General features: G+C 72.9%; 18 protein-coding genes and 1 pseudogene. 10 read left to right on the top strand and 9 right to left on the bottom strand.

The window, feature by feature from the left end; genetic code table 11:
- Nucleotides 1–28 precede the first annotated feature (28 nt).
- From AC4OXY_RS41930 to AC4OXY_RS41915, 4 genes are all read left to right on the top strand, one after another.
- Complete coding sequence (locus AC4OXY_RS41930; protein ID WP_356032919.1) at nucleotides 29–784, top strand: (Fe-S)-binding protein; 756 nt, start codon at nucleotides 29–31, stop codon at nucleotides 782–784.
- The gene (locus AC4OXY_RS41925; protein ID WP_491992339.1) at nucleotides 781–2,292 is read left to right on the top strand and encodes a LutB/LldF family L-lactate oxidation iron-sulfur protein; all 1,512 of its coding nucleotides are present in this window, start codon (nucleotides 781–783) and stop codon (nucleotides 2,290–2,292) included. Before AC4OXY_RS41930 ends, AC4OXY_RS41925 begins: the two co-directional genes overlap by 4 nt.
- On the top strand, nucleotides 2,289–2,930 hold the full coding sequence (locus tag AC4OXY_RS41920; RefSeq protein WP_376292954.1) for a LutC/YkgG family protein: 642 nt from the start codon (nucleotides 2,289–2,291) through the stop codon (nucleotides 2,928–2,930). Before AC4OXY_RS41925 ends, AC4OXY_RS41920 begins: the two co-directional genes overlap by 4 nt.
- Before the next feature lie 61 nt (nucleotides 2,931–2,991).
- Nucleotides 2,992–4,146, top strand: a complete 1,155-nt coding sequence (locus AC4OXY_RS41915) for an ABC transporter ATP-binding protein (RefSeq protein ID WP_491992338.1) — start codon at nucleotides 2,992–2,994, stop codon at nucleotides 4,144–4,146.
- Between the two features lie 38 nt (nucleotides 4,147–4,184).
- On the opposite strand, the gene AC4OXY_RS41910 is transcribed toward AC4OXY_RS41915, so the two are convergent.
- From AC4OXY_RS41910 to AC4OXY_RS41895, 4 genes are all read right to left on the bottom strand, one after another.
- Complete coding sequence (locus AC4OXY_RS41910) at nucleotides 4,185–5,120, bottom strand: ABC transporter substrate-binding protein (protein WP_491992337.1); 936 nt, start codon at nucleotides 5,118–5,120, stop codon at nucleotides 4,185–4,187.
- The gene (locus tag AC4OXY_RS41905; RefSeq protein WP_362819428.1) at nucleotides 5,117–5,788 is read right to left on the bottom strand and encodes an ABC transporter permease; all 672 of its coding nucleotides are present in this window, start codon (nucleotides 5,786–5,788) and stop codon (nucleotides 5,117–5,119) included. The genes AC4OXY_RS41910 and AC4OXY_RS41905 overlap by 4 nt, the downstream gene beginning before the upstream one ends.
- A 22-nt stretch (nucleotides 5,789–5,810) precedes the next feature.
- Complete coding sequence (locus tag AC4OXY_RS41900) at nucleotides 5,811–6,554, bottom strand: ABC transporter permease (protein WP_491992336.1); 744 nt, start codon at nucleotides 6,552–6,554, stop codon at nucleotides 5,811–5,813.
- A gap of 109 nt (nucleotides 6,555–6,663) precedes the next feature.
- Nucleotides 6,664–7,239 (bottom strand): TetR/AcrR family transcriptional regulator, encoded by a 576-nt coding sequence (locus AC4OXY_RS41895; protein WP_491992335.1) that lies wholly within the window; start codon nucleotides 7,237–7,239, stop codon nucleotides 6,664–6,666.
- 121 nt (nucleotides 7,240–7,360) lie between these two features.
- On the opposite strand from AC4OXY_RS41895, the gene AC4OXY_RS41890 reads away from it, so the two are divergent.
- The 4 genes from AC4OXY_RS41890 to AC4OXY_RS41875 all read left to right on the top strand — a co-directional run bounded on the left by AC4OXY_RS41890 (nucleotide 7,361) and on the right by AC4OXY_RS41875 (nucleotide 12,078).
- Nucleotides 7,361–8,218, top strand: a complete 858-nt coding sequence (locus tag AC4OXY_RS41890) for an AAA family ATPase (protein WP_356032934.1) — start codon at nucleotides 7,361–7,363, stop codon at nucleotides 8,216–8,218.
- Complete coding sequence (locus AC4OXY_RS41885; protein ID WP_491992334.1) at nucleotides 8,215–9,573, top strand: VWA domain-containing protein; 1,359 nt, start codon at nucleotides 8,215–8,217, stop codon at nucleotides 9,571–9,573. Before AC4OXY_RS41890 ends, AC4OXY_RS41885 begins: the two co-directional genes overlap by 4 nt.
- Nucleotides 9,574–9,642: 69 nt before the next feature.
- Entirely contained in the window at nucleotides 9,643–10,626 is a 984-nt protein-coding gene (locus AC4OXY_RS41880; RefSeq protein ID WP_491992333.1) for a pyridoxal-phosphate dependent enzyme, read from the top strand.
- A 486-nt stretch (nucleotides 10,627–11,112) separates the two neighbouring features.
- The gene (locus AC4OXY_RS41875; protein WP_376292942.1) at nucleotides 11,113–12,078 is read left to right on the top strand and encodes a pirin family protein; all 966 of its coding nucleotides are present in this window, start codon (nucleotides 11,113–11,115) and stop codon (nucleotides 12,076–12,078) included.
- Nucleotides 12,079–12,184: 106 nt separating this feature from the next.
- Here AC4OXY_RS41875 and AC4OXY_RS41870 read toward each other — a convergent pair.
- From AC4OXY_RS41870 to AC4OXY_RS41860, 3 genes and pseudogenes are all read right to left on the bottom strand, one after another.
- Nucleotides 12,185–12,361, bottom strand: a pseudogene (locus tag AC4OXY_RS41870) (LacI family transcriptional regulator); the annotation flags it as partial.
- Between the two features lie 445 nt (nucleotides 12,362–12,806).
- A complete protein-coding gene (locus tag AC4OXY_RS41865) occupies nucleotides 12,807–13,904 on the bottom strand; it encodes a PP2C family protein-serine/threonine phosphatase (protein ID WP_491992332.1) in 1,098 nt (365 codons plus the stop codon).
- Between the two features lie 85 nt (nucleotides 13,905–13,989).
- Nucleotides 13,990–14,415 carry an ATP-binding protein gene (locus AC4OXY_RS41860; protein ID WP_376292938.1) on the bottom strand — a complete coding sequence of 142 codons (426 nt, stop codon included), beginning with the start codon at nucleotides 14,413–14,415 and terminating at the stop codon, nucleotides 13,990–13,992.
- A 193-nt stretch (nucleotides 14,416–14,608) separates the two neighbouring features.
- Here AC4OXY_RS41860 and AC4OXY_RS41855 point away from each other — a divergent pair, with 193 nt between their 5' ends.
- Together AC4OXY_RS41855 and glpK are read left to right on the top strand one after the other, a co-directional pair.
- Entirely contained in the window at nucleotides 14,609–15,376 is a 768-nt protein-coding gene (locus tag AC4OXY_RS41855; protein ID WP_356032944.1) for an IclR family transcriptional regulator, read from the top strand.
- Nucleotides 15,377–15,421: 45 nt separating this feature from the next.
- Nucleotides 15,422–16,951 carry a glycerol kinase GlpK gene (glpK, locus tag AC4OXY_RS41850; protein WP_491992331.1) on the top strand — a complete coding sequence of 510 codons (1,530 nt, stop codon included), beginning with the start codon at nucleotides 15,422–15,424 and terminating at the stop codon, nucleotides 16,949–16,951.
- A 40-nt stretch (nucleotides 16,952–16,991) separates the two neighbouring features.
- Here glpK and AC4OXY_RS41845 read toward each other — a convergent pair whose 3' ends face one another.
- Together AC4OXY_RS41845 and AC4OXY_RS41840 are read right to left on the bottom strand one after the other, a co-directional pair.
- Nucleotides 16,992–18,296, bottom strand: coding sequence for a serine hydrolase domain-containing protein (locus AC4OXY_RS41845; RefSeq protein ID WP_491992330.1), 1,305 nt, complete (start codon nucleotides 18,294–18,296; stop codon nucleotides 16,992–16,994).
- Between the two features lie 97 nt (nucleotides 18,297–18,393).
- Nucleotides 18,394–20,067 carry an ABC transporter family substrate-binding protein gene (locus AC4OXY_RS41840; protein ID WP_491992329.1) on the bottom strand — a complete coding sequence of 558 codons (1,674 nt, stop codon included), beginning with the start codon at nucleotides 20,065–20,067 and terminating at the stop codon, nucleotides 18,394–18,396.
- Nucleotides 20,068–20,073: the final 6 nt, after the last annotated feature.

Genomic DNA, 20,073 nt, shown 5'->3' with positions numbered 1-20,073 from the left:
GTCCGATGACCGACCCCGAGGAGCCGCGATGCGTGTCGCCCTGTTCCTGACCTGTGTCAACGACACGCTCTATCCCGACACCGGCCGGGCCGTGGTGAAACTGCTGACCAGACTGGGCGTCGACGTCGACTTCCCGATGGACCAGACGTGTTGCGGGCAGGCCCACTACAACACCGGCTACCGCCATGAGACGGAGCCCCTGGCCCGGCACTTCTCCGATGTCTTCGGCGGGTACGAGGCGATCGTCACGCCGTCCGGGTCGTGCGCGGCGATGGTGCGGGAGCTGTACCCGAGGATGGGCGAACGGGCGCGCGCCGAGGGGCGCGGGGACACCCTGGCCCGCACGCTGGCGCCGGTGGTGCCGAAGACGTACGAACTGACCGAGTTCCTGGTCGACGTCCTGAAGGTCACTGACGTGGGCGCGTACTACCCGCACCAGGTCACCTACCACCCGACCTGTCACGGGCTGCGCGGCCTCGGACTGGGCGACCGGCCGCACCGGCTGCTGCGAGCGGTCAAGGGGCTCGAACTGGTGGAGCTGCCGGGGGCCGAGGAGTGCTGCGGGTTCGGCGGCACGTTCGCGGTGAAGAACGCCGCGGTGTCGGCGGCGATGGGCGCGGACAAGGTGCGCGCCGCCGAGTCCACGGGCGCGTCGGTGCTGTGCGCGGCCGACAACTCGTGTCTGATGCACATCGGCGGCACGATGAGCCGGCTGCACACGGACATGCGGCCGGTGCACATCGCGGAGATCCTGGCGAGCACGGAGGAGGAACCGGCCGTATGAGCGGGACGTTCGTCGGCATGCCTGCATTTCCCCGACCCACCCACCCGGCGTTTCCCCCGTTCCCGGAGGCGGCCGCAGAGGCCGTCGGCGACGCGACCCTGCGCGGCAATCTGCGGCACGCCACCCACACCATCCGCGCCAAGCGGGCCAGGGCGGTGGCGGAGGTGTCCGACTGGGCCGAGCTGCGGGAGGCGGGCCGGCGCATCAAGGACCACACGCTGCGCCATCTCGACCGCTATCTGGTGCAGTTGGAGGAGTCGGTCACCGCGGCGGGCGGCAGGGTCCACTGGGCCGCGGACGCCGACGAGGCCAACCGGATCGTCACCCGACTCGTCAAGGAGACGGGCGAGTCGGAGGTCGTGAAGGTCAAGTCGATGGCCACGCAGGAGATCGGGCTCAACGAAGCCCTTCTCGAAGAGGGCATCCACGCCTACGAGACCGATCTCGCCGAGCTGATCGTGCAGTTGGGCAGGGACCGGCCCTCGCACATCCTCGTCCCGGCCATCCACCGCAACCGGGGCGAGATCCGGGACATCTTCGCGAAGGAGATGGGCGCGTGGGGCCGCCCGGCCCCCGAGGGCCTGACCGACACGCCCGCCGAACTCGCCGAGGCGGCCCGGCTGCATCTGCGGGAGAAGTTCCTGCGCGCCAAGGTCGGCATCTCCGGCGCCAACTTCATGGTCGCCGAGACCGGCACCCTGGTGGTGGTGGAGTCCGAGGGCAACGGCCGTATGTGCCTCACCCTCCCCGAGACGCTGATCTCCGTCGTCGGCATCGAGAAGGTGGTGCCGACCTGGCGCGACCTGGAGGTCTTCCTCCAGACGCTGCCCCGCTCCGCCACCGCCGAGCGCATGAACCCGTACACCTCGACGTGGACCGGCACCACCGACGGCGACGGTCCGAGCGCCTTCCACCTGATCCTGCTCGACAACGGCCGCACCGACACCCTCGCCGACCGGGTCGGCCGCCAGGCCCTGCGCTGCATCCGCTGCTCGGCCTGCCTCAACGTCTGCCCGGTCTACGAACGCGCGGGCGGACACGCCTACGGCTCGGTCTACCCGGGCCCGATCGGCGCCATCCTCAGCCCTCAACTGAGGGGCACCGCAAGCGAGATCGACGCCTCGCTGCCGTACGCGTCGAGCCTGTGCGGGGCCTGCTACGAGGTCTGCCCCGTCGCCATCGACATCCCGGAGGTGCTGGTGCACCTGCGGGAGCGGGTGGCCGAGGGCGGTCCAGCCGTGCGGGAGGGCAACCGGGTGCTGCTGAAGCCCGCCAAGGGACACGCGGCCGAGCGGGCCGCCGTGCGCGCGGCCCGCTGGGCGCTGACCCACCCCGGCGCCCTGCGCACCGGACAACGGCTCGCCTCCCGCACCCGTCGCCTGCACCCCCGCACGCTGCCCGGCCCGGGGCGGGCCTGGACCGGCACCCGGGATCTGCCACCGGTGCCGGCGGAGCCGTTCCGGGACTGGTGGCAGCGCACCCGCGGCGGAGAGGACGGGGCCAAGTGAGCAGCAGGGAAAGGGTGTTGGGCCGGGTGCGGCGGGCGCTCGCCGACGTGGGTCCGGACCAGCGGCCGTACGAGGAGGTCGTGGGCCGGGACTATCTGCGCGCGCACGGGCGGCGCACCACCGCGCAGACGGTGGACCTGCTGGCACAGAACCTGGCGGACTACCGGGCGCTCGTGCACCGCGCCGACGACGAGGAGCTGCCGTACCTGGTCATGCGGCTGCTGGCCGAGCGCGGCTCGCAAGAGGTGCTGGTGCCGCCCGGGCTGCCGCCGGAGTGGATGTCCGCCGCGGACCCGGTACGGATCCACGACAGGGCGGTGAGCACCCCGCAGCGGCTGGACCGGGTCGGCAGTGTGGTGACGGGGTGTGCGGTGGCGATCGCCGAGACCGGCACGATCGTCCTGGACGGCTCCCCCGACCAGGGCCGCCGCCGCATCTCGCTGATCCCGGACCACCACATCTGTGTCGTCCGGGTTCCGGACCAGGTCGTCTCCTCCGTGCCCGAAGCCCTCGAACGCCTCGATGCGGCACGGCCGTTGACGTGGATCTCGGGTCCCTCGGCGACGAGCGACATCGAGCTGGACCGGGTCGAGGGCGTGCACGGCCCGCGCACGCTGGAGGTGATCCTGCTCGGCTGACCGGTGCCCCGTTTCACCACGCCGGCGCGCAGGGCGCGGACGGCGCCGTTAGCGTGGGGGAATGATCCGGTTCGAGCAGGTCAGCAAGCGGTATCCGGACGGTACGACGGCCGTGGACGACCTCTCCTTCGAGGTCGGCGAGGGTGAGCTGGTCACCCTCGTCGGGCCGTCCGGCTGCGGCAAGACGACGACCATGATGATGGTGAACCGGCTCATCGAACCCACCTCCGGCCGGATCCTCGTCGAGGGCGAGGACGTCGCCCGCGTCGACCCGGTGCGGCTGCGCCGGCGGATCGGGTACGTCATCCAGCAGGTGGGCCTCTTCCCACACCGCACCGTCCTGGACAACACCGCGACGGTGCCCGCGCTGCTCGGCTGGAAGCGGGCGAAGGCCCGGGCGCGGGCCGCGGAGCTGCTCGATCTGGTCGGGCTCGACCCGGCGACGTACGGCCCGCGCTACCCGGAGCAGCTGTCCGGCGGGCAGCGGCAGCGGGTCGGGGTGGCGCGGGCGCTCGCCGCGGATCCGCCGGTGCTGCTGATGGACGAGCCGTTCGGCGCGGTCGACCCGGTGGTGCGCGAGCAGTTGCAGGACGAGTTCCTGCGCATGCAGGCCGCGGTGCGCAAGACGGTGCTGCTGGTCACGCACGACATCGAGGAGGCGGTCCGGCTCGGTGACCGGATCGCGGTGTACGGGCAGGGTCGGATCGAGCAGTTCGACACGCCGGGGGCGGTGCTGGGGGCGCCCGCCACGCCGTACGTCGCCTCCTTCGTGGGCGCCGACCGCGGCCTGAAGCGGCTGTCGGTCACCGAGATCGAGCCGGACGACCTGGAGCAGCCGCTCGTGGCCCGGCCGGACGAGCCCGCCGAGCGGGCCCGGGAGCGGCTGCGGGCCGGGGGCGCGCGCTGGGCGGTCGTCCTCGACCCGGACGGCGATCTGCACGGCTGGGTCGGCCTCGACGCGCTGGCGGCGGGCGGCACGGTCGGCGCGCACACGCACCGGATGACCGCGTGGGTACCGGTGGGCGCGCCGCTGAAGCAGGCGTTCGGGGTGATGCTCCAGTACGACGCCGGGTGGGTCGCGGTGCTGGACGGCGCGCGTTTCCTCGGCGTGCTCACCCCGGCGAAGCTGCACGAGGCGCTGCGCCGCTCGGTGGACGCGGACGCGCGGGGCGTGGCGCGGGGGCAGGTGCCGTTCGACTCGGTGTCGGACGCCTGAGCCGGACCGGGCCGCCGGGATGATCCGAACGGCACCCCCTAGTTCAGCAGGCCCTTGTCCGTGAGATAGGTGCGGGCGACGTCGGCGGGCAGCCGGCGCCAGCTGTCGACCTGCTGGTTCATGGACGCCAGGTCGGCCGTCGTCAGGACGTCACCCAGCGTGCCGAGCGCCTTGGTCACGCCCTCGCCGCCCGCGCGGGAGCGGTTGACGACCGGGACGACGTAGTCGGCGTTCTGGAGGTGCTTGTCGTCGGCGAGGAGCACCAGGCCGAACTGGTCCAGGGTGGCGTCCGTGGTGGTGGTCAGCACCATCTGGTCGCGGCCCGCCTGCACGGCGCGCTTGGCCTGGGTGGTGCCGACGCCCTTGGGGTCGACGCCGGTGATGTCGATGCCGTAGACCTTCTTCAACCCCGGTTCGCAGTACGGCCGTTGGACGCACTCGTCGCCCGCCGCGAGGCGCACCTTCAGCCCCGAGGCGCCCAGGTCGCTGAGGCTCTTGAGGCGGTGTTCGCGAGCGTAGTCGGCGCGTACGGCGAAGGCGTTCTGGTCGACGGCCCGGCCGGGCGGCAGGACGGTGAGGCCGCGTGGGGTGGCGAGCCGGCGCAGGGCCCGCATCGTCGTGTCGAGGTCGGGTGAGCCGACGGGGGTGGCGTCGGCGCCGTGGGTCTTGGCGTTCAGCCAGTCGGCGAGGGTGGCCGCGTACTCGGGCACGACGTCGATCTGGCCGGACTCCAGCGCCGGTTCGTACAGCTCCCGGTTGGCGACCGTGATCATCGAGGTCTTGTAGCCGGCCCGGTTCAGGAGCTGGGCGTACAGCTGGGCGAGCAGGTCGCTCTCGGTGAAGCCGGCGGAGCCGATCGTGAGGTGGTGGCTGTCGCCGGGCGGTGCGGTGACCTCGCCGCGGTTCTCCAGGGAGGGGCCGGTGGCGCAGCCGGTGAGGGCGAGGAGGAGGGCGGCGGGCAGGGATCTTCTCATCGGCCGCCCCGGGCCCACACCGGTGCCAGCCGTTCGGCGGTCTCGAAGACGCCCTCGACGACGAGCGCGAACGCGGCGACCAGGATCGCGCCTGCCACCACCTGGGGGGTGCTGGCCAGGTTGAACCCGGCGGTGATGATGCGGCCGAGGCCGCCGCCGCCCGCGAGCGCGGCGATGGTGGCGGTGGCGACGAGCTGGACGGCGGCGATCCGTACCCCGGTCATGACCAGCGGGAGCGCGAGGGGCAGCTCCACGCGCAGCAGCATCTGCGCTCCGGTCATCCCCATGCCCCGGGCCGCCCGGACGACGCCGCGGTCGACCTCGCGCATGCCGACGTAGGCGTTGGTGAGCAGCGGCGGGACGGCGAACAGCACCAGTGCCACCACGGTGGGCCCCTCGCCCCACCGGCCGACCGGGGTGAGGAGCAGCAGCACCAGGACGGCGAAGGTGGGCACGGCACGGCCGACGTTGGAGACGTTCACGGCGAGCGCGCCGCCCCGGCCGAGGTGGCCGAGGACCAGGGCGACCGGGAGCGCGACGGCGCAGCTGACGGCGAGGCAGACGACGGTGAGGACGAGGTGCTGGAGCAGCCGGTGCCGGATGCCGTCGTCGCCCGACCAGTGCGCAGGGTCGGTGAGCCAGTGCCAGGCCGCGGTGAGCGTGTTCATCGCCGGGCCGCCGTCCGGTCGTTCATGTGCGGCCCGCCCGCGTACCGGGGAGCCGGGTGCGCGGCCGCCCGCGTGCGGCGGGCGTGCGGGCCCGGCCGGCCCTCGTCCACGGTGTGACGAGCCGCTGCACGCCCAGCAGGAGCAGGTCGGCGGCGACGGCGATCAGCACGCACAGCACGGACGCGGTGAGCACCTGTGCCTTGAAGTAGGTGTTCATGCCCGCGTAGATGAGGTTCCCGAGGCCGCCGAAGCCGACGATCGCGCCGACCGTGACCAGCGAGACCGCCGACACGGTGGCGATGCGCAGCCCGGCCATCGCGGCGGGCAGGGCGAGCGGCAGCTCGACGGTGAGCAGGAGGCGGACCGGGCCGTAGCCGAGGCCCCGCGCGGCCTGCCGGGTCTCCTCGGGGACCGCGCGCAGACCCGCGAGGATGTTCCGGACGAGGAGGGTGAGGGAGTACAGCACGAGTCCGGCGACGACGAGGGTGGCGGACAGGCCGTACACCGGCAGGAGCAGGGAGAACATGGCGAGCGACGGGATCGTGTAGAGGATCGTCGTCACGGCGAGGACCGGTCCCGCCGCCCAGCCCCAGCGGCGGGCCAGCACCGCGAGCGGCAGGGCGATGACGAGCCCGATGAGCACCGACAGGGCGGTCAGGCGGAGGTGCTGGGCAGTCGCGTCGAGCAGGATGTGCCGGCGGGTGCGCAGATAGGCGCCGCAGATCCAGGCGTTGCGTGCGAGGCAGTCGTGCGGCGGGGTGGTCACCGTCTCATTGGACCGGGTGGGCGGGCCCGGGGCGCGTTGTGCTGGCCCGTACGGGGCGCGGGGCTGCGTCGGCCTGCGGCTGCGACGGACGCGGGCCGCCGACGGCCGGTCAGTCCATCCCGGCCGCGTCCATCAGCGCGGTCACCGTCGTCACGGCCAGTCCGTCCGCCAGGTGTTCCACCCGCGCGCCGGCCCGCGCGCTGGCGCCGTCGAAGACCAGGACGAGCTGGCGGGCGAGCAGTTCGGGATCGCGGGCGCCGCCGCGCTCGGCCTCGGCACGGAAGCTCTCGGTCAGCCGCTGTTTGACGGCGCGGGCGACCACGCTCGCCGGGTGCTCGGGGTCCTTCAGCTCGACCAGGACGGCCAGGTAGGGGCAGCCGTGGTAGTCGGGGTCCGCGGCGGCCTCGGTGACCTGTTCGAAGACGTGGCGGATGCGCTCGCGCGGGGTCGCGTGGTCCGGGTCGGGGTGCGCGAGGCGGGCCTCGTACCGCGGGATCCGCCGCTCCAGGCTCGCGGCCAGCATCGCGTCCTTGCTGTCGAAGAGCTGGTACATGGACCGCTTGGAGACGCCGGCCTCCCGGCACAGGGCCTCGATGCCGATGCCGACGCCGTCGCGGTAGGAGAGCCGCGCGGCCGCGTCGAGCAGCCGGTCGCGGGAGGACGCCTTGTCGGTGGTGGTGGCCATACGGCGAGGTTACCCGGGCGACGGGCCAGGCGGAAACCGATCGGTGTATTTACGTGACACGAACACTGACCAAGCGCTTAGATAGGAGCTGGACCCCGCTCCCGACCCGCCGGAGGCCCCGTTGTTCACGTCCGTCGACGACGTCTCCGCCCGCCTCGCCGAGACCGGCTACCTCGCCTCGCCCGCCGTCGCGACGACCGTGTTCCTCGCCGACCGGCTGGGCAAGCCGCTGCTGGTCGAGGGCCCCGCCGGGGTGGGCAAGACCGAGCTGGCCAAGGCCGTCGCCCAGGTGGCCGGGGCCCGGCTGGTCCGGCTCCAGTGCTACGAGGGCGTGGACGAGTCCCGGGCGCTGTACGAGTGGAACCACGCCAAGCAGCTGCTGCGCATCAGCGCGGGCCGCGACGAGAACTGGGACGAGACCCGCACCGACATCTTCAGCGAGGAGTTCCTGCTCCCCCGCCCCCTGCTCACCGCCATCCGCGGGGACGAGCCGACGGTGCTCTTGATCGACGAGACCGACAAGGCCGACGTCGAGATGGAGGGGCTGCTGCTGGAGGTGCTCAGCGACTTCCAGATCACGGTCCCGGAACTGGGCACGGTCACCGCGACCCGCCGCCCGTTCGTCGTCCTCACCTCCAACGCCGGCCGGGAGCTGTCCGAGGCGCTGCGCCGGCGCTGCCTGTTCCTGCACATCGGTTTCCCCGAGGAGGAGCTGGAGCGGCGGATCGTCCGGCTGAAGGTGCCGGGCCTGACCGAGGCGCTGGCCGGGTCGGTGGTCCGGGTGGTCGGCGCGCTGCGGGCGATGGACCTGCGCAAGGCGCCGTCCGTCGCCGAGACCGTCGACTGGGCGCGCACCCTGCTGGCCCTGGGCGCGCAGGCGCTGGACGAGACGGTCGTCCGGGACAGCCTCGGGGTGATCCTCAAGCACCAGGACGACATCCAGAAGGCGGCGGCGAAGCTCGACCTGGACGCCCTGTGACCGAGGTCGCCGAGCGGATCACCGGCCTGGTCGGGGCGCTGCGCGCGCACGGGATGCGGATCGGCACCGGCGAGAGCGTGGACGCGGCCCGCGCCGCGCGCGAACTCGGGTTCGCGGACCGGGAGTTGCTGCGGGAGGGGCTGGCCGCGACGCTGCTGCACGGTCCCGGGCAGCGGGCGGTGTTCGACCCCGTCTTCGACCTGTACTTCCCGCGCGCGGTGGGCGGCCCGGACGGCGCCGGATCCGGCCGGGACGAGCTGCGCGACCGCCTGGCCGAGGCGCTGGCCGCGGGCGACCGGGTGTCGATGGCCCGGCTGGCGGCCGAGGCCGTCGACGGCATGGGCGGATACGGCGGTTCACCCGGCTCCGACGGCTTCTCGGCGTACCAGACCCTGGACCGGCTGCGCCCGCAGACCCTGTTGGCACGCGTGCGTGCGGACATCCGGGGCGGGAGCGGTGACGGCAGCGGCGACGGCTTCGCGGACCGGCTGCTGGACGACGAGATCCGCGCCCGGATCGAGCAGTTCCGGCGGATGGTCGGCGCGGAGGCGCGGCGCCGGGTGGCCGAGCGGCGCGGGCGGGACGAGATCGCCCGGCGCGGTGTCGCACCGACCGCGGACCGGGTGGACTTCCTGTTCGCGGGCCGGGACCAACTGGCCGAGCTGCGCAGGGCGGTTCGGCCGCTCGCGCGCAAGCTCGCCACCCGGCTGGCCGCGCGCCGGCGCCGGGCCGCGCGCGGCTCGGTCGACCTGCGCCGCACGCTGCGCTCCTCGCTGTCCACGGGCGGGGTGCCGATGCGGCCGGTGCTGCGCCGACGCCGCCCGGTCCGCCCCGAACTGGTCCTGCTGTGCGACGTGTCCGGCTCGGTGTCGGGATTCTCGGACTTCACGATGCTGCTGATGCAGGCGCTGCACGACCAGTTCAGCAAGATCCGGGTGTTCGCCTTCGTCAACCGGCTGGACGAGGTGACCGCACTGCTCGACCACGGCCGGGCCGACCCGGACGGGCTGAGCGCCCGCATCCGCGCCGAGGCCACGCTGACCGGCTGGCACGGCAGCAGCGACTACGGCGTGGCGCTGGGCGAGTTCGCCGAGCGGTACGGCGCCGCGGTCGGCCCGCGCACGACGGTGTTCGTCCTCGGGGACGCGCGCACCAACATGAGCGATCCGAACCTGGCCGCCGTGCGCGAGGTCGCGCGGCGGGCCCGGCGGGTGTACTGGCTGAACCCGGAGCCCCGGGACCGCTGGGGCACCGGCGACTCGGCCGCGCCCGCCTACGCGGAGCTGGTCGAGATGCACGAGTGCCGTACGGCCCGTCAGCTCAGCGCATTGATCGCGCGGCTGCTGCCGGTGTGATCGACTGGTACGCGACGACCGCGATCCGTATCTGAACCGCGCCCGAACCGGCGCCGAAGGACGTACGCCATGAACGCCTCCCCCGTCTCGCTCGGCACCTTTCCCACCCCCGTCGAACCCGCGCCCCGGCTCGCCGCCGCGCTCGGGCTCGGCCCGGAGGACCTGTGGATCAAACGGGACGACCTGACCGGTCTGGGCGGCGGCGGGAACAAGATCCGCAAGCTGGAGTGGACGGCGGGCGCGGCGCTCGCCGAGGGCGCCGACACGCTCGTGACCACCGGCGCCCCGCAGAGCAACCACGCCCGGCTGACCGCCGCCGCGGCCGCCCGGCTGGGTCTGGCCGCCGTGCTCGTGCTGCGCGGCACGCCCGGCGCCGCACGGTCCGGGAACCTGGCCCTGGACGGGCTGTTCGGGGCGCGGATCGCCTGGGCGGGCGAGGTCGACCAGGCGGGGCTGGACGCGGCGGCGGCCGACGTGTGCGCGCGGCTGCGGGCCGAGGGTGCCCGGCCCGCACTGATCCCGTTCGGCGGGTCGGGCGTGCTCGGCGCCCGGGGTTACGTGCGCTGCGGCGAGGAGCTGGACGAGCAACTGCCCGAGCTGCGCACGGTGGTGGTCGCGCTCGGCTCGGGCGGCACCATGGCCGGGCTGGTCGCGGCCCTGGGCGCGGGCGCGGTGCTCGGTGTCGACGTGGGCGCGCTGGCCAACCCGGCCGCGGCGGTCGCGGCGTTCGCGACGCCGCTGACGGCGCGGCAGGTCACGGCCGAAGAGCTGCGGGTGCGCCGGGACCAGGTGGGCGGCGGGTACGCGACGCTGACCGGCCCGGCCGCCGAGGCGCTGCGGCTGGCCGCCCGTACCGAGGGCCTCGTCCTCGATCCCGTCTACACCGGCCGCGCCCTGGCCGGCCTGCGCGCGGCCGTCGCCGACGGCGGCATCCGGCCGGGCGAGAAGACGGTCTTCGTGCACACCGGCGGGCTGCCCGGCCTGTTCGGGCACGCGGACGCGGTGGCGTTCGCGGAGGAGGGGGCGACGGAGTTCGCCGGTCACGCGGGCTGAGCGGGACCGGGGAGGGACCGCGGAAAAATTCGGCGCGCCGATCGCGAGTTCGCCCGCGCCGGGCACGACCCCGGCGCGGCGAACTCGACCGGCCCGTCGGTGCGTTGCGTCATCGGCACCTCTCCGCGCACATCGGTGCCGATCCCCCCGCGACCCGCACCCCCGCACCACGCCGGCCGGCCCGCCGTTGCCGGCGCGCAGCACGTCGTACGCGACCGGCTGCGCGCCGACGACGACCGTGCCGGCCCGCGGCGCGCGGCCGTCGGCGGAAGCGGCGGGCACGTACGTCCCCTCGCTCGGCGTGCCGACGCCGTACCCGCCGAAGTCCCGGCCCCGCCGGCGCACGGACTCGGTGACCCGGCCCGGACCCCTGAACCGGCGAGACTCCGTGGATCCGCGGCCCGACGGCACCGCTCGGACTCCATTCGCGGGTCGGGGGGCCCGTCCGCCCGGCGGCGCGGGGCGCCGGCCGCTAGGTTGGGCGGCATGAGCAACCTTGACCGCGCGCCCGTGCCCAGTGTCTGCGGCGGCCGTGGGTTCGTCGTCGCCGAACCCGTGCGCGAGCTGCTGAGCCCCCGTCATGTGAAGCTGGGCGAGTCGACCGAGGTGCGCCGGCTGCTGCCCAACCTGGGCCGGCGCATGATCGGCGCGTGGGCCTTCGTCGACCACTACGGCCCGGACGACATCGCCGACGAGCCCGGCATGCAGGTCCCGCCGCATCCGCACATCGGCCTTCAGACGGTGAGCTGGCTGCACGACGGCGAGGTACTGCACCGCGACTCGACCGGCAGCCTGCAGACGATCCGCCCCAGGCAGCTGGGCCTGATGACCTCGGGCCACGGGATCAGCCACTCCGAGGAGAGCCCGCGGCCGCACGCCCGCTTCCTGCACGGCGCCCAGCTCTGGGTCGCCCTGCCGGACGAACACCGGCACACCGCCCCGGAGTTCGAGTTCCACCCGGACCTGCCGACGGTCACCGCTCCGGGCCTGACCGCCACGGTGATCCTGGGCGGCCTCGACGGCTCGGCCTCCCCCGGTACGACGTACACCCCGATCATCGGCGCGGACCTCGCCCTGACCCGGGGCGCCGATGTCCGCCTCCCCCTGGAGCCGGACTTCGAGTACGGCGTGCTCGCGATGTCCGGCGAGGTACGCGTGGACGGCGTGCCGGTGCTCCCCGGCTCGATGCTCTACCTCGGCTGCGGCCGCACCGAACTGCCGCTGCACGCCGAGTCGGACGCGGGAATCATGCTGCTGGGCGGCGAGCCGTTCGCGGAGGAACTCGTCATGTGGTGGAACTTCGTCGGACGGTCCCAGGAAGAGATCGTGGAGGCCCGCGAGGACTGGATGAAGGGGGCCCGCTTCGGCGAGGTGCGGGGCTACGACGGAGGCCCACTGCCCGCACCGGAACTGCCGGCGACACCGCTGAAGCCGCGTGGAAGGGTGCGTTGACCCTCCAACTCGGCTGACACGTACCTCTGTTGACTGTAGCGAAGCAGCTCAGCCGGGACAGCGTGTCGTCGTCATGGCCGGCCACGGACACCTCGCCCGGGACGGCGACCCCGGCGCGGGTCAGCGCGGCCGGGACACCGATGGCGCACTGGTCGTTGAAGGCGACGACCGCGCTGGGCAGCCGGGGGCCGTCGAGGAGATCACGGGCGGCGCGTTCGCCGGCCGCCTCGGTCCTGTCCCCGGCGAGGACTCGGACGCGGTCGGCCAGTCCGTCCCGGCGCATGGCGGCGCGGTAACCGCGGCGCCGGGCCGTGGCGATGACGTCCTGGCCGCCGTCGACGTGCGCCTTCGCCGAGATCGACCCCGGAGCGAGGGGCTCGCCCTGGCCGCCAGGAACCTCCACAGCGCCGCGGCAGGTCTGTGATCCATATCCGGCGCGGCCCGATCCCGTGCACGTCGATGCCGTCGGCCCAAGCGGGGCCCGGCGTGACGTCGCCTCGCCGCCCGGGTCCCGGCGCCGTGTGTCCGGAGCCGGGACCGGTCGCGCCACGCGGGATGTGACAGCGCCGCTCGCCGACCTGAGCCTCAATCTGGTCGACACCTACAACTCGGCGCGGTTCGGCGTGCGTTCGTCGACGACTGCCTGGTCGCCTGGTTCCTGACGCCGGTATCGCCGATTCCCGGCCCCGGTGACCTTCACCGCCGAGACCGCGAGCCGGGGACCGGGCTCACTCCGAGGGTTCGCACAGGCGCACGGCGAGGGCGGCGATGTCGTCGTCGAGGCGTCCTCTGCTGTAGCGCAGGAGGTCGCGGTGCAGCGCCGTGAGCAGTTCGTGCGGCGGTGTCGGGGGCTGCCGGCTCATCCAGGCCGCCAGCGGGAAGAACTCGCCGTCGTGGGCGCGGGCCTCGGCGACCCCGTCGGTGTAGAGGAGCAGCAGGTCGCCGGGGACGAAGTCGTACGTGTCGACGTGGTAGTGATCGCCGATCAGGTCCGCGAGGTTGAGCAGCGGCGAGGGGGCGGTGGGTTCGAGGGCGCGGAGTTCGCCGTGGTTCAGGAGCAGCGGCGGGGGGTGTCCGCAGTTGAGGATCCCGATGCGCCCGCCCCCGTGCGGGATCTCGACGAGCAGGGCGGTGGCGAAGCGCTCGGTCGGCCCCTCGGAGGGAAAGGCGGCGTTGTACCGGGTGCTGCTGGCGTCCAGCCGGCGCGCGACGCCGACCATGTCGGCCTCGCCGTAGGCCGCCTCCCGGAACGCGTTGACGATCGCCGCGGCCGCCCCCACCGCCGGCAGGCCCTTGCCCCGGACGTCACCGATGAGCAGCCTGACTCCGAAGCGCGTGTCGACCACCTCGTAGAAGTCCCCGCCGATACGGGCCTCCGCCGCGGCCGCGAGATACAGCGACTCGATCTCGACGCCTCCGAGGCGGTGCGGCATGGGGCTGAGCACCACCTGCTGGGCCGCGTCGGCGACGAGCCGCACCTGGAAGAGGGTCCGCTCCCGCTGGAGCCGGACGTGGCTGCCGTACGCGGCCGCCACGGTGACCGCGATGATCCCCGCGGCCGTCCACCACGTCCCCAGTCCGGGGAACACCAGACTGAGCCCGATCATCAGAAAGAGACAGACGGTGCCCAGCAGGACGGTGGGGAGCACCGGCCACATGGAGGCGGCGAGGGCCGGCGCCGCGGGCAGGAGGCGGCTGAAGGCCATGTCCGGAGGGGTGGAATAGGCCAGGCTTGCGATGACGACGGTCAGGACGACCGGCGACAGCCGCACAAAACTCCCCCGGCCGCGGCGGTGGCGGGGCCGCGGCCGCCCAAGCTCGATCACACCCCACAGAATATCTACGCATTCCGGGCATAGCGCTCCGACGGATCAGCGACAGCCCCCGGCCGCGGCCTGCGGAGGCCCCGTTCTAACCGGTCGCGAGATCGGCCCAGCGGGTGACCCCGCCGGGATGGACGCGTATGCCGTGCCGCGTGGCGAGGGCGTGGACGATCGTCTCGCCCCGGCCGTGCTCGTCCGGATCGACCCCGGCGAGGGAACGGCCCGTCGCGAGGTCGGGTCCCGCGTCGGTGACCGCGATGCTCATCGTGCGGTCGCCGTCGTCCGGGCTCCAGGACACCCGCAGCACGGCCGGCGGGCGGGCGTGGATGATCGCGTTGGTGACCAGCTCGGACACCACGAGGAGCGCGTCCTCGACGACGCCCGGGGGCAGGCTCCAGTCGGCGAGGACCGCCGCCGTGGACCGGCGTACGGCGGTGACGGCGCCGGCGACGGGCGGTACCGGACACACGTGGTGGTAGGCCGCCCGAAGCAGCGTGTTGAGCTGTGCCGCCATGGTCTCTCCCGGTGATGTGAGCGACCGGTGCGACGCCGTGTCCCGGCGCATACCGGCTGAGCAGCAAGTTACGGAGACAATTCGGACAGGTCAATGAACGGCGGTCGGCATTACCGAACGCGGATCTCCCGGGGCCTACGGGGCCCGGCCCGCCCGTACGGCGAAGCCCCCGAAGCGGTAATAGGCTCGCCTCATGGCCGGACCGGTCCAGTCGATCGAACGGGCGGCGGCGATCCTGCGCCTGCTCGCCGGCGGGCCCCGCCGCCTCGGGCTCGGCGAGGTCGCCGCCTCTCTGGGACTGGCCAAGGGCACCGCGCACGGCATCCTGCGCACGCTTCAGCACGTGGACTTCGTGGAGCAGGACGCGGCGACCGGAAAATACCAGCTCGGCGCCGCCCTGCTGCACCTCGGCACCAGCTACCTGGACGTCAACGAGCTGCGCTCGCGCTCTCTGAACTGGGCCGATGCCCTCGCCGCCCGCAGCGGAGAGGCGGTTCGCCTGGGCACGCCCCTGGAGGGCAGGGTGCTCGTCGTCCACCACGTGTTCCGGCCGGACGACACCTTCCAGACCCTGGACGTGGGCTCGCTGCTGCCCTTGCACGCCTCCTCGCTGGGCAAGGTACTGCTCGCCTACGGGACCGCGACGATCGAGGCCGGCGGGGAGACGGGGCTGGAGGCGTACACCCGGCACACCCTCGTCGATCGCGAGCAGCTCACCCGGGCGCTCGCCGAGGTCCGGGAACTGGGCTGGGCCGCCGAGATCCAGGAGATGAGCATGGGCGAGGCCGGGCTCGCCGCCCCGATCCGCGGGCACGGCGGCCTCGTCGTCGGCGCCGTCGGACTGTCCGGGGCGGTCGAGCGGATCTGCGACAGCCAGGGCCGTCCCCGCCCAGGTCTGATCACCCTGATCCGCGAAGCCTCGCGGGCGATCTCCCGGGACCTCGGAGCCACCCGATGGTAGGCCGGGCCGGCCGCCTCCTCGACCCCTCGGAAGGCAGACCCGATCATGGCTGAACGGTATGTAATGTCCATCGATCAGGGCACCAACTCGACCCGATGCATCCTGTTCGACCGCCGCGGGCGGCTGGTCTCGGTGGCGCAGAAGGAGCATCAGCAGCACTTCCCCGAGCCCGGCTGGGTCGAGCACGACGCCGTCGAGATCTGGCAGAACCTCCGGCGCATCGTGCCCGAGGCCCTGTCCGTCGCCGGTGTCGACCCGGGGCAGGTCATCGCCATCGGTCTGGCGAACCAGCGCGAGACGACCGTGCTCTGGGACCGGCGGACCGGCGCCCCGCTCGGCCGGGCGATCGTCTGGCAGGACACCCGCACGGCACCGCTCGTCGAGGAGCTGGGAGAGAACCCCGGCGAGGAGTTCTTCCTCGAACGGTGCTGTCTGCCGCCCTCGACCTACTTCTCGGCGCTGCGGCTCCGCTGGCTGTTCGACCACGTCAAGGGGCTCCAGCAGCGCGCCGACGACGGCGAGGTGCTGTTCGGAACGATGGAGAGCTGGCTGATCTGGAACCTCACCGGGGGCCCCGAAGGGGGCCTGCACATCACCGACGCCACCAACGCCAGCCGCACGATGCTGATGAACATCCGCTCGCTGACCTGGGACGACGAACTGATCGCCTTCTTCGGAGTGCCCCGCTCGATGCTGCCCGAGATCCGGTCGTCCGCCGAGCTGTACGGCGATGCCCGCGCGCTGCTGCCGGGCGTCGCCATCACGGCCGCGCTGGGCGACCAGCAGGCCGCGCTCTTCGGCCAGACCTGCTTCTCCCCCGGCGAGGCGAAGTGCACGTACGGAACGGGCAGCTTCCTGCTCCTCAACACCGGCGCCGACATGGTGCGGTCCCGGCACGGGCTCCTCACGACCGTCGCCTACAAGATCGGCGACCAGCGGCCGGCCTATGCCCTGGAGGGGTCGATCGCCGTCACCGGAGCGCTCGTCCAGTGGTTCCGGGACCGGCTGGGCCTGATCAGCAGCGCTCCGGAGATCGAGACCCTCGCCCGGACGGTCGAGGACAACGGCGGCTGCTACATCGTCCCCGCCTTCTCGGGGCTGTTCGCGCCGCGCTGGCGCAGCGACGCCCGCGGGGTCATCGTCGGCCTCACCTCGTACATCACCAAGGGGCACCTGGCGCGGGCCGTGCTGGAGGCCACCGGGTGGCAGACCCGAGAGGTCGTCGACGCCATGAACGCCGATTCCTCGGTCCCCCTCCAGCAGCTCAAGGTGGACGGGGGCATGACCGCGGACAACCTGCTCATGCAGTTCGTGGCCGACGTGCTGGACGTGCCCGTGGTGCGGCCCATGGTCGCCGAGACGGTCTCGCTCGGCGCCGCGTACGCGGCCGGGCTCGCCGCCGGCTACTGGCCGGACCTGGAGGTGCTGCGCCGCAACTGGCACCGGGCCGGGCAGTGGCTGCCCGACATGGACCCCGCGCTGCGGGAGGCGGAGTACGAGAACTGGCGGCGGGCGGTGGAGCGGTCCCTGGGCTGGGCCCGGCCTCCCCGCTCCGCCGACCCGGGCCTGCCGTGACGCCGGACCGGCCCGCCCGCCGCCGTGCCGTGCGGTGCCGTCAGCGCAGTACCGCGGCCCAGGGGGCCGGCGAGAGGTCCGTGCCCGTGACGGTGCCCGTGCCCGTGCCGGTCAGGATCCGCCGCAGCGAGGTGGCCGCCGTGCGGGCCGAGGCCGGTGTCGCCGACGGGCACAGGGCCGCGAAGACGTAGTGGTTCAGGGCGTCGTCGATCGGGCTCGGTTCGAAGCCGGTGCCGTCGGAGTTGAGGCGCTCGTACTTCATGAGGTTCCAGCCCACGGCCACCTGGCGGCTGCCGTCGGGGCTGGACAGGGCGACGGTGCCGGCGCCGAAGACCGCGCCGTCGTGCCCCCAGAAGCGGCCGCAGCCGGTCACGTCGACGGCGTAGATGCCGAGTCCGTAGTTCATGCCGACCGCCGGGACCGTGGTCTGCATCTGCCGGAGGGCCTCGGGTCCGACGAGCCTTCCGCCCAGCAGGGCGCGGTAGAACCGGTTCAGGTCGTCGGTGGTGGAGACGATCGCGCCCGCCGTGTAGGCCCAGGACATGTCGTAGACGCTGTAGTCGCGCGGCGGGTCGATCAGGCCGTAGAAGTTCTCGTACATGCGGGCGTGCGGGCCCTGGATGTACGCGGAGCGCGGGTAGGAGGTGTGCCGCAGTCCGGCCCGGTCGATGACGTGGCGGGTGATGTACGCCTCGGGGTCCTGGCCGGTGACCTTGGCGAGCAGCAGTCCGGCGATGACGTAGTTGGTGTTGGAGTACGACCACTTCTCGCCGGGCCGGCCGGTGGCGGGCGCGGCCAGTCCGAGCCGGACCAGTTCCTCGGGCGGGACGGAGCGGAAGCGGTCCTCGTCGAGGCTGGCGGTCGACCCCTGCGCGAGCGAGGGAAAGGCGCTCAGGACGTAGTCGCCGATGCCGCTGGTGTGGTTGAGCAGCATGCGGACGGTGATCTCGCGGCCGCGCTCACCCGGGATCAGGTCCGGCAGGTAGTCGCCGATGGGCGCGTCGAGGCGGATCCGGCCGCGCTCGACCTGCTGGAGGACGGCCACGGCGGCGAACGTCTTGCTGATGCTGCCGATCCGGTGCCGCATGTCCGCACGCACCGGGCGGCCCGTGTCCACGTCGGCGACCCCGGACGCGCCGGCCCACCGGTCGGAGCCGTCGCGCACGGAGGAGTAGATGCCGTACATGCCCGCGTCGTGCACCGCGTCGAGCGTCCGGCCGAGCGACGCCGGGTCCAGCGCGGCCGGTGCGGCGGCCGGTCTCGCGGCGGCGGACGCGACCGGCGCCGCGACGGTCAGCAGCAGCGTGGTGGCCAGGGCTGTTCCGAATAACCGGGGGATGCGCAAGGGATGTCCCTTCCGTGACGGACGAACATGACCCGGACATCCTCATCGGGGGTGGGCGGCCCTTGCATCCTCCCCACGGATGATCACACCCCTGAGGTCACTTCTGCCAACCCACCGTCTCCGGGAGCGGGTTGTAGAAGATGGTCGCGCCGATGTTGGCGAGGCCCTTCTTCACGGCGTAGGTCGAAGGACCGCTGTACAGCGGGAGGAAGGCGTACTGCCGCAGAGCGTCGCGTTCGACCTTGTTGACCGCCGTGATCTGCCGGTCGCGGTCGGCGATGGCGCCGGTCGCGCGGATCTCCTTGTCCAGCGCGGGCGTGCCGGCGCCGGTGATGTTGGAGTCACGGTCCGAGCAGTAGAAGTCGCACAGGTAGCGGGCGCCGAACGGGTCCATGGAGCGGTTGCCGGAGACGAACAGGTCGAACTTGCGTCCGCTGAGGATGCCGGCGAAGTCGGCCTCGTCGGCCTTGTCGATGACGAGCCGGATGCCGGCCTGCTTCAGCATCGCGGCGAGGGCGCCGGCCGTGGCCTTGCCCAGCGGGTCGTCGCCGAGGAGCGTGTAGCCGATCTCCAGCTTCTTGCCGTTCCTGGCCCGGACGCCGTCGCTTCCGGGCTTCCAGCCCGCCGCGTCGAGTTCCTTCCGCGCCTGCGCCGGCGCGTACGTCAGCACGGCCGAGACGTTGTCCTGGTAGCCCTTCTGGAAGCTGTACAGCACGGCCGAACCGGGCAGCGGCTCCCGGTAGTCGAGGCCCTGGAACTGGATCTTCGCGATCTGGGTGCGGTCGACGCTCTCTTCAACGGCCTTGCGCACGGCCCTGTCCGCAAGGAGCGGGGACTTGGTGTTGAGGTAGAGGGAGTACTCGAAGGGGCTGCCGCCGCGGCGGATCTCGGTGCCCTTGAGCCCCTTGACCTGCTTGAGGCTCTCGGCGTCGACGGCGGGGACGGAGTCGAGCTGGCCGTTCTTGAAGGCGTTGACCGCGGCGGTCGATTCCAGGTTGACGTAGACGCGCTTGTCCAACTTGCCTTTCCGGCCCCACCACTTGGGGTTGCGGACGAAGGTGATGTTCCCCGAGTGGGTGTCCCAGGAGCCGACCGTGTACGGTCCCGCGCCCCACTCCGGGTGGGCCTTCTTGACGTAGGCCTTGTCGAAGTTCTCGACCGTGGCCGCCTTGGGGTGCAGGAAGGTCGTGAACAGGCTGGACCAGGAGGGGTCGACGCCCTTGAAGGTGAGCACGGCCTGCTTGGCGTTCTCGCCCTTCTCGACGGAGGTGATCCGGTCGTAGCCGTCCGTGGACGAGGCGGCGTAGGCCTTGTCCGAGCCGTTGTTCGCCTGCCAGGTGGCCCTGATCGCGGTCCAGTCGATCGGGGTGCCGTCGTTGAAGACGGCCTTCGGGTTGATGGTCAGCGTGACCTTCTGGTCGCCGCCCTCGACGGACACCTTCACATCGCTGAAGTAGTCGGGGTTGTACTGCACGTCGCCGGTCGGCGAGTAGGTGATCGCGTCGGCGTTGTACCAGGACCACACCCGGCTCGCGGTCAGCGTCGCGTTGACGTTGAACGGGTTGCCCTGGTCGTCGAAGGTCCCGGCGGAGGTGTAGGTGCCGCCGTCCTTGATCCGGTCGTACGGCGTGGGGTCGTAGTCGGCGGCCCCCGACGCCGCAGCCGGGGTGTCCTTCGCGTCCGAGCCCGTGCCGGACGAGGACCGGCATGCGGTGGCGGTGACGGAGATCGCGGCGAGGAGGGCGACGGGCAGGGCCAGTCGTGCGCGCATGACAGA

Source organism: Streptomyces sp. HUAS MG56, assembly GCF_058673395.1.
This window is presented reverse-complemented; position numbering and strand designations above follow the sequence as displayed.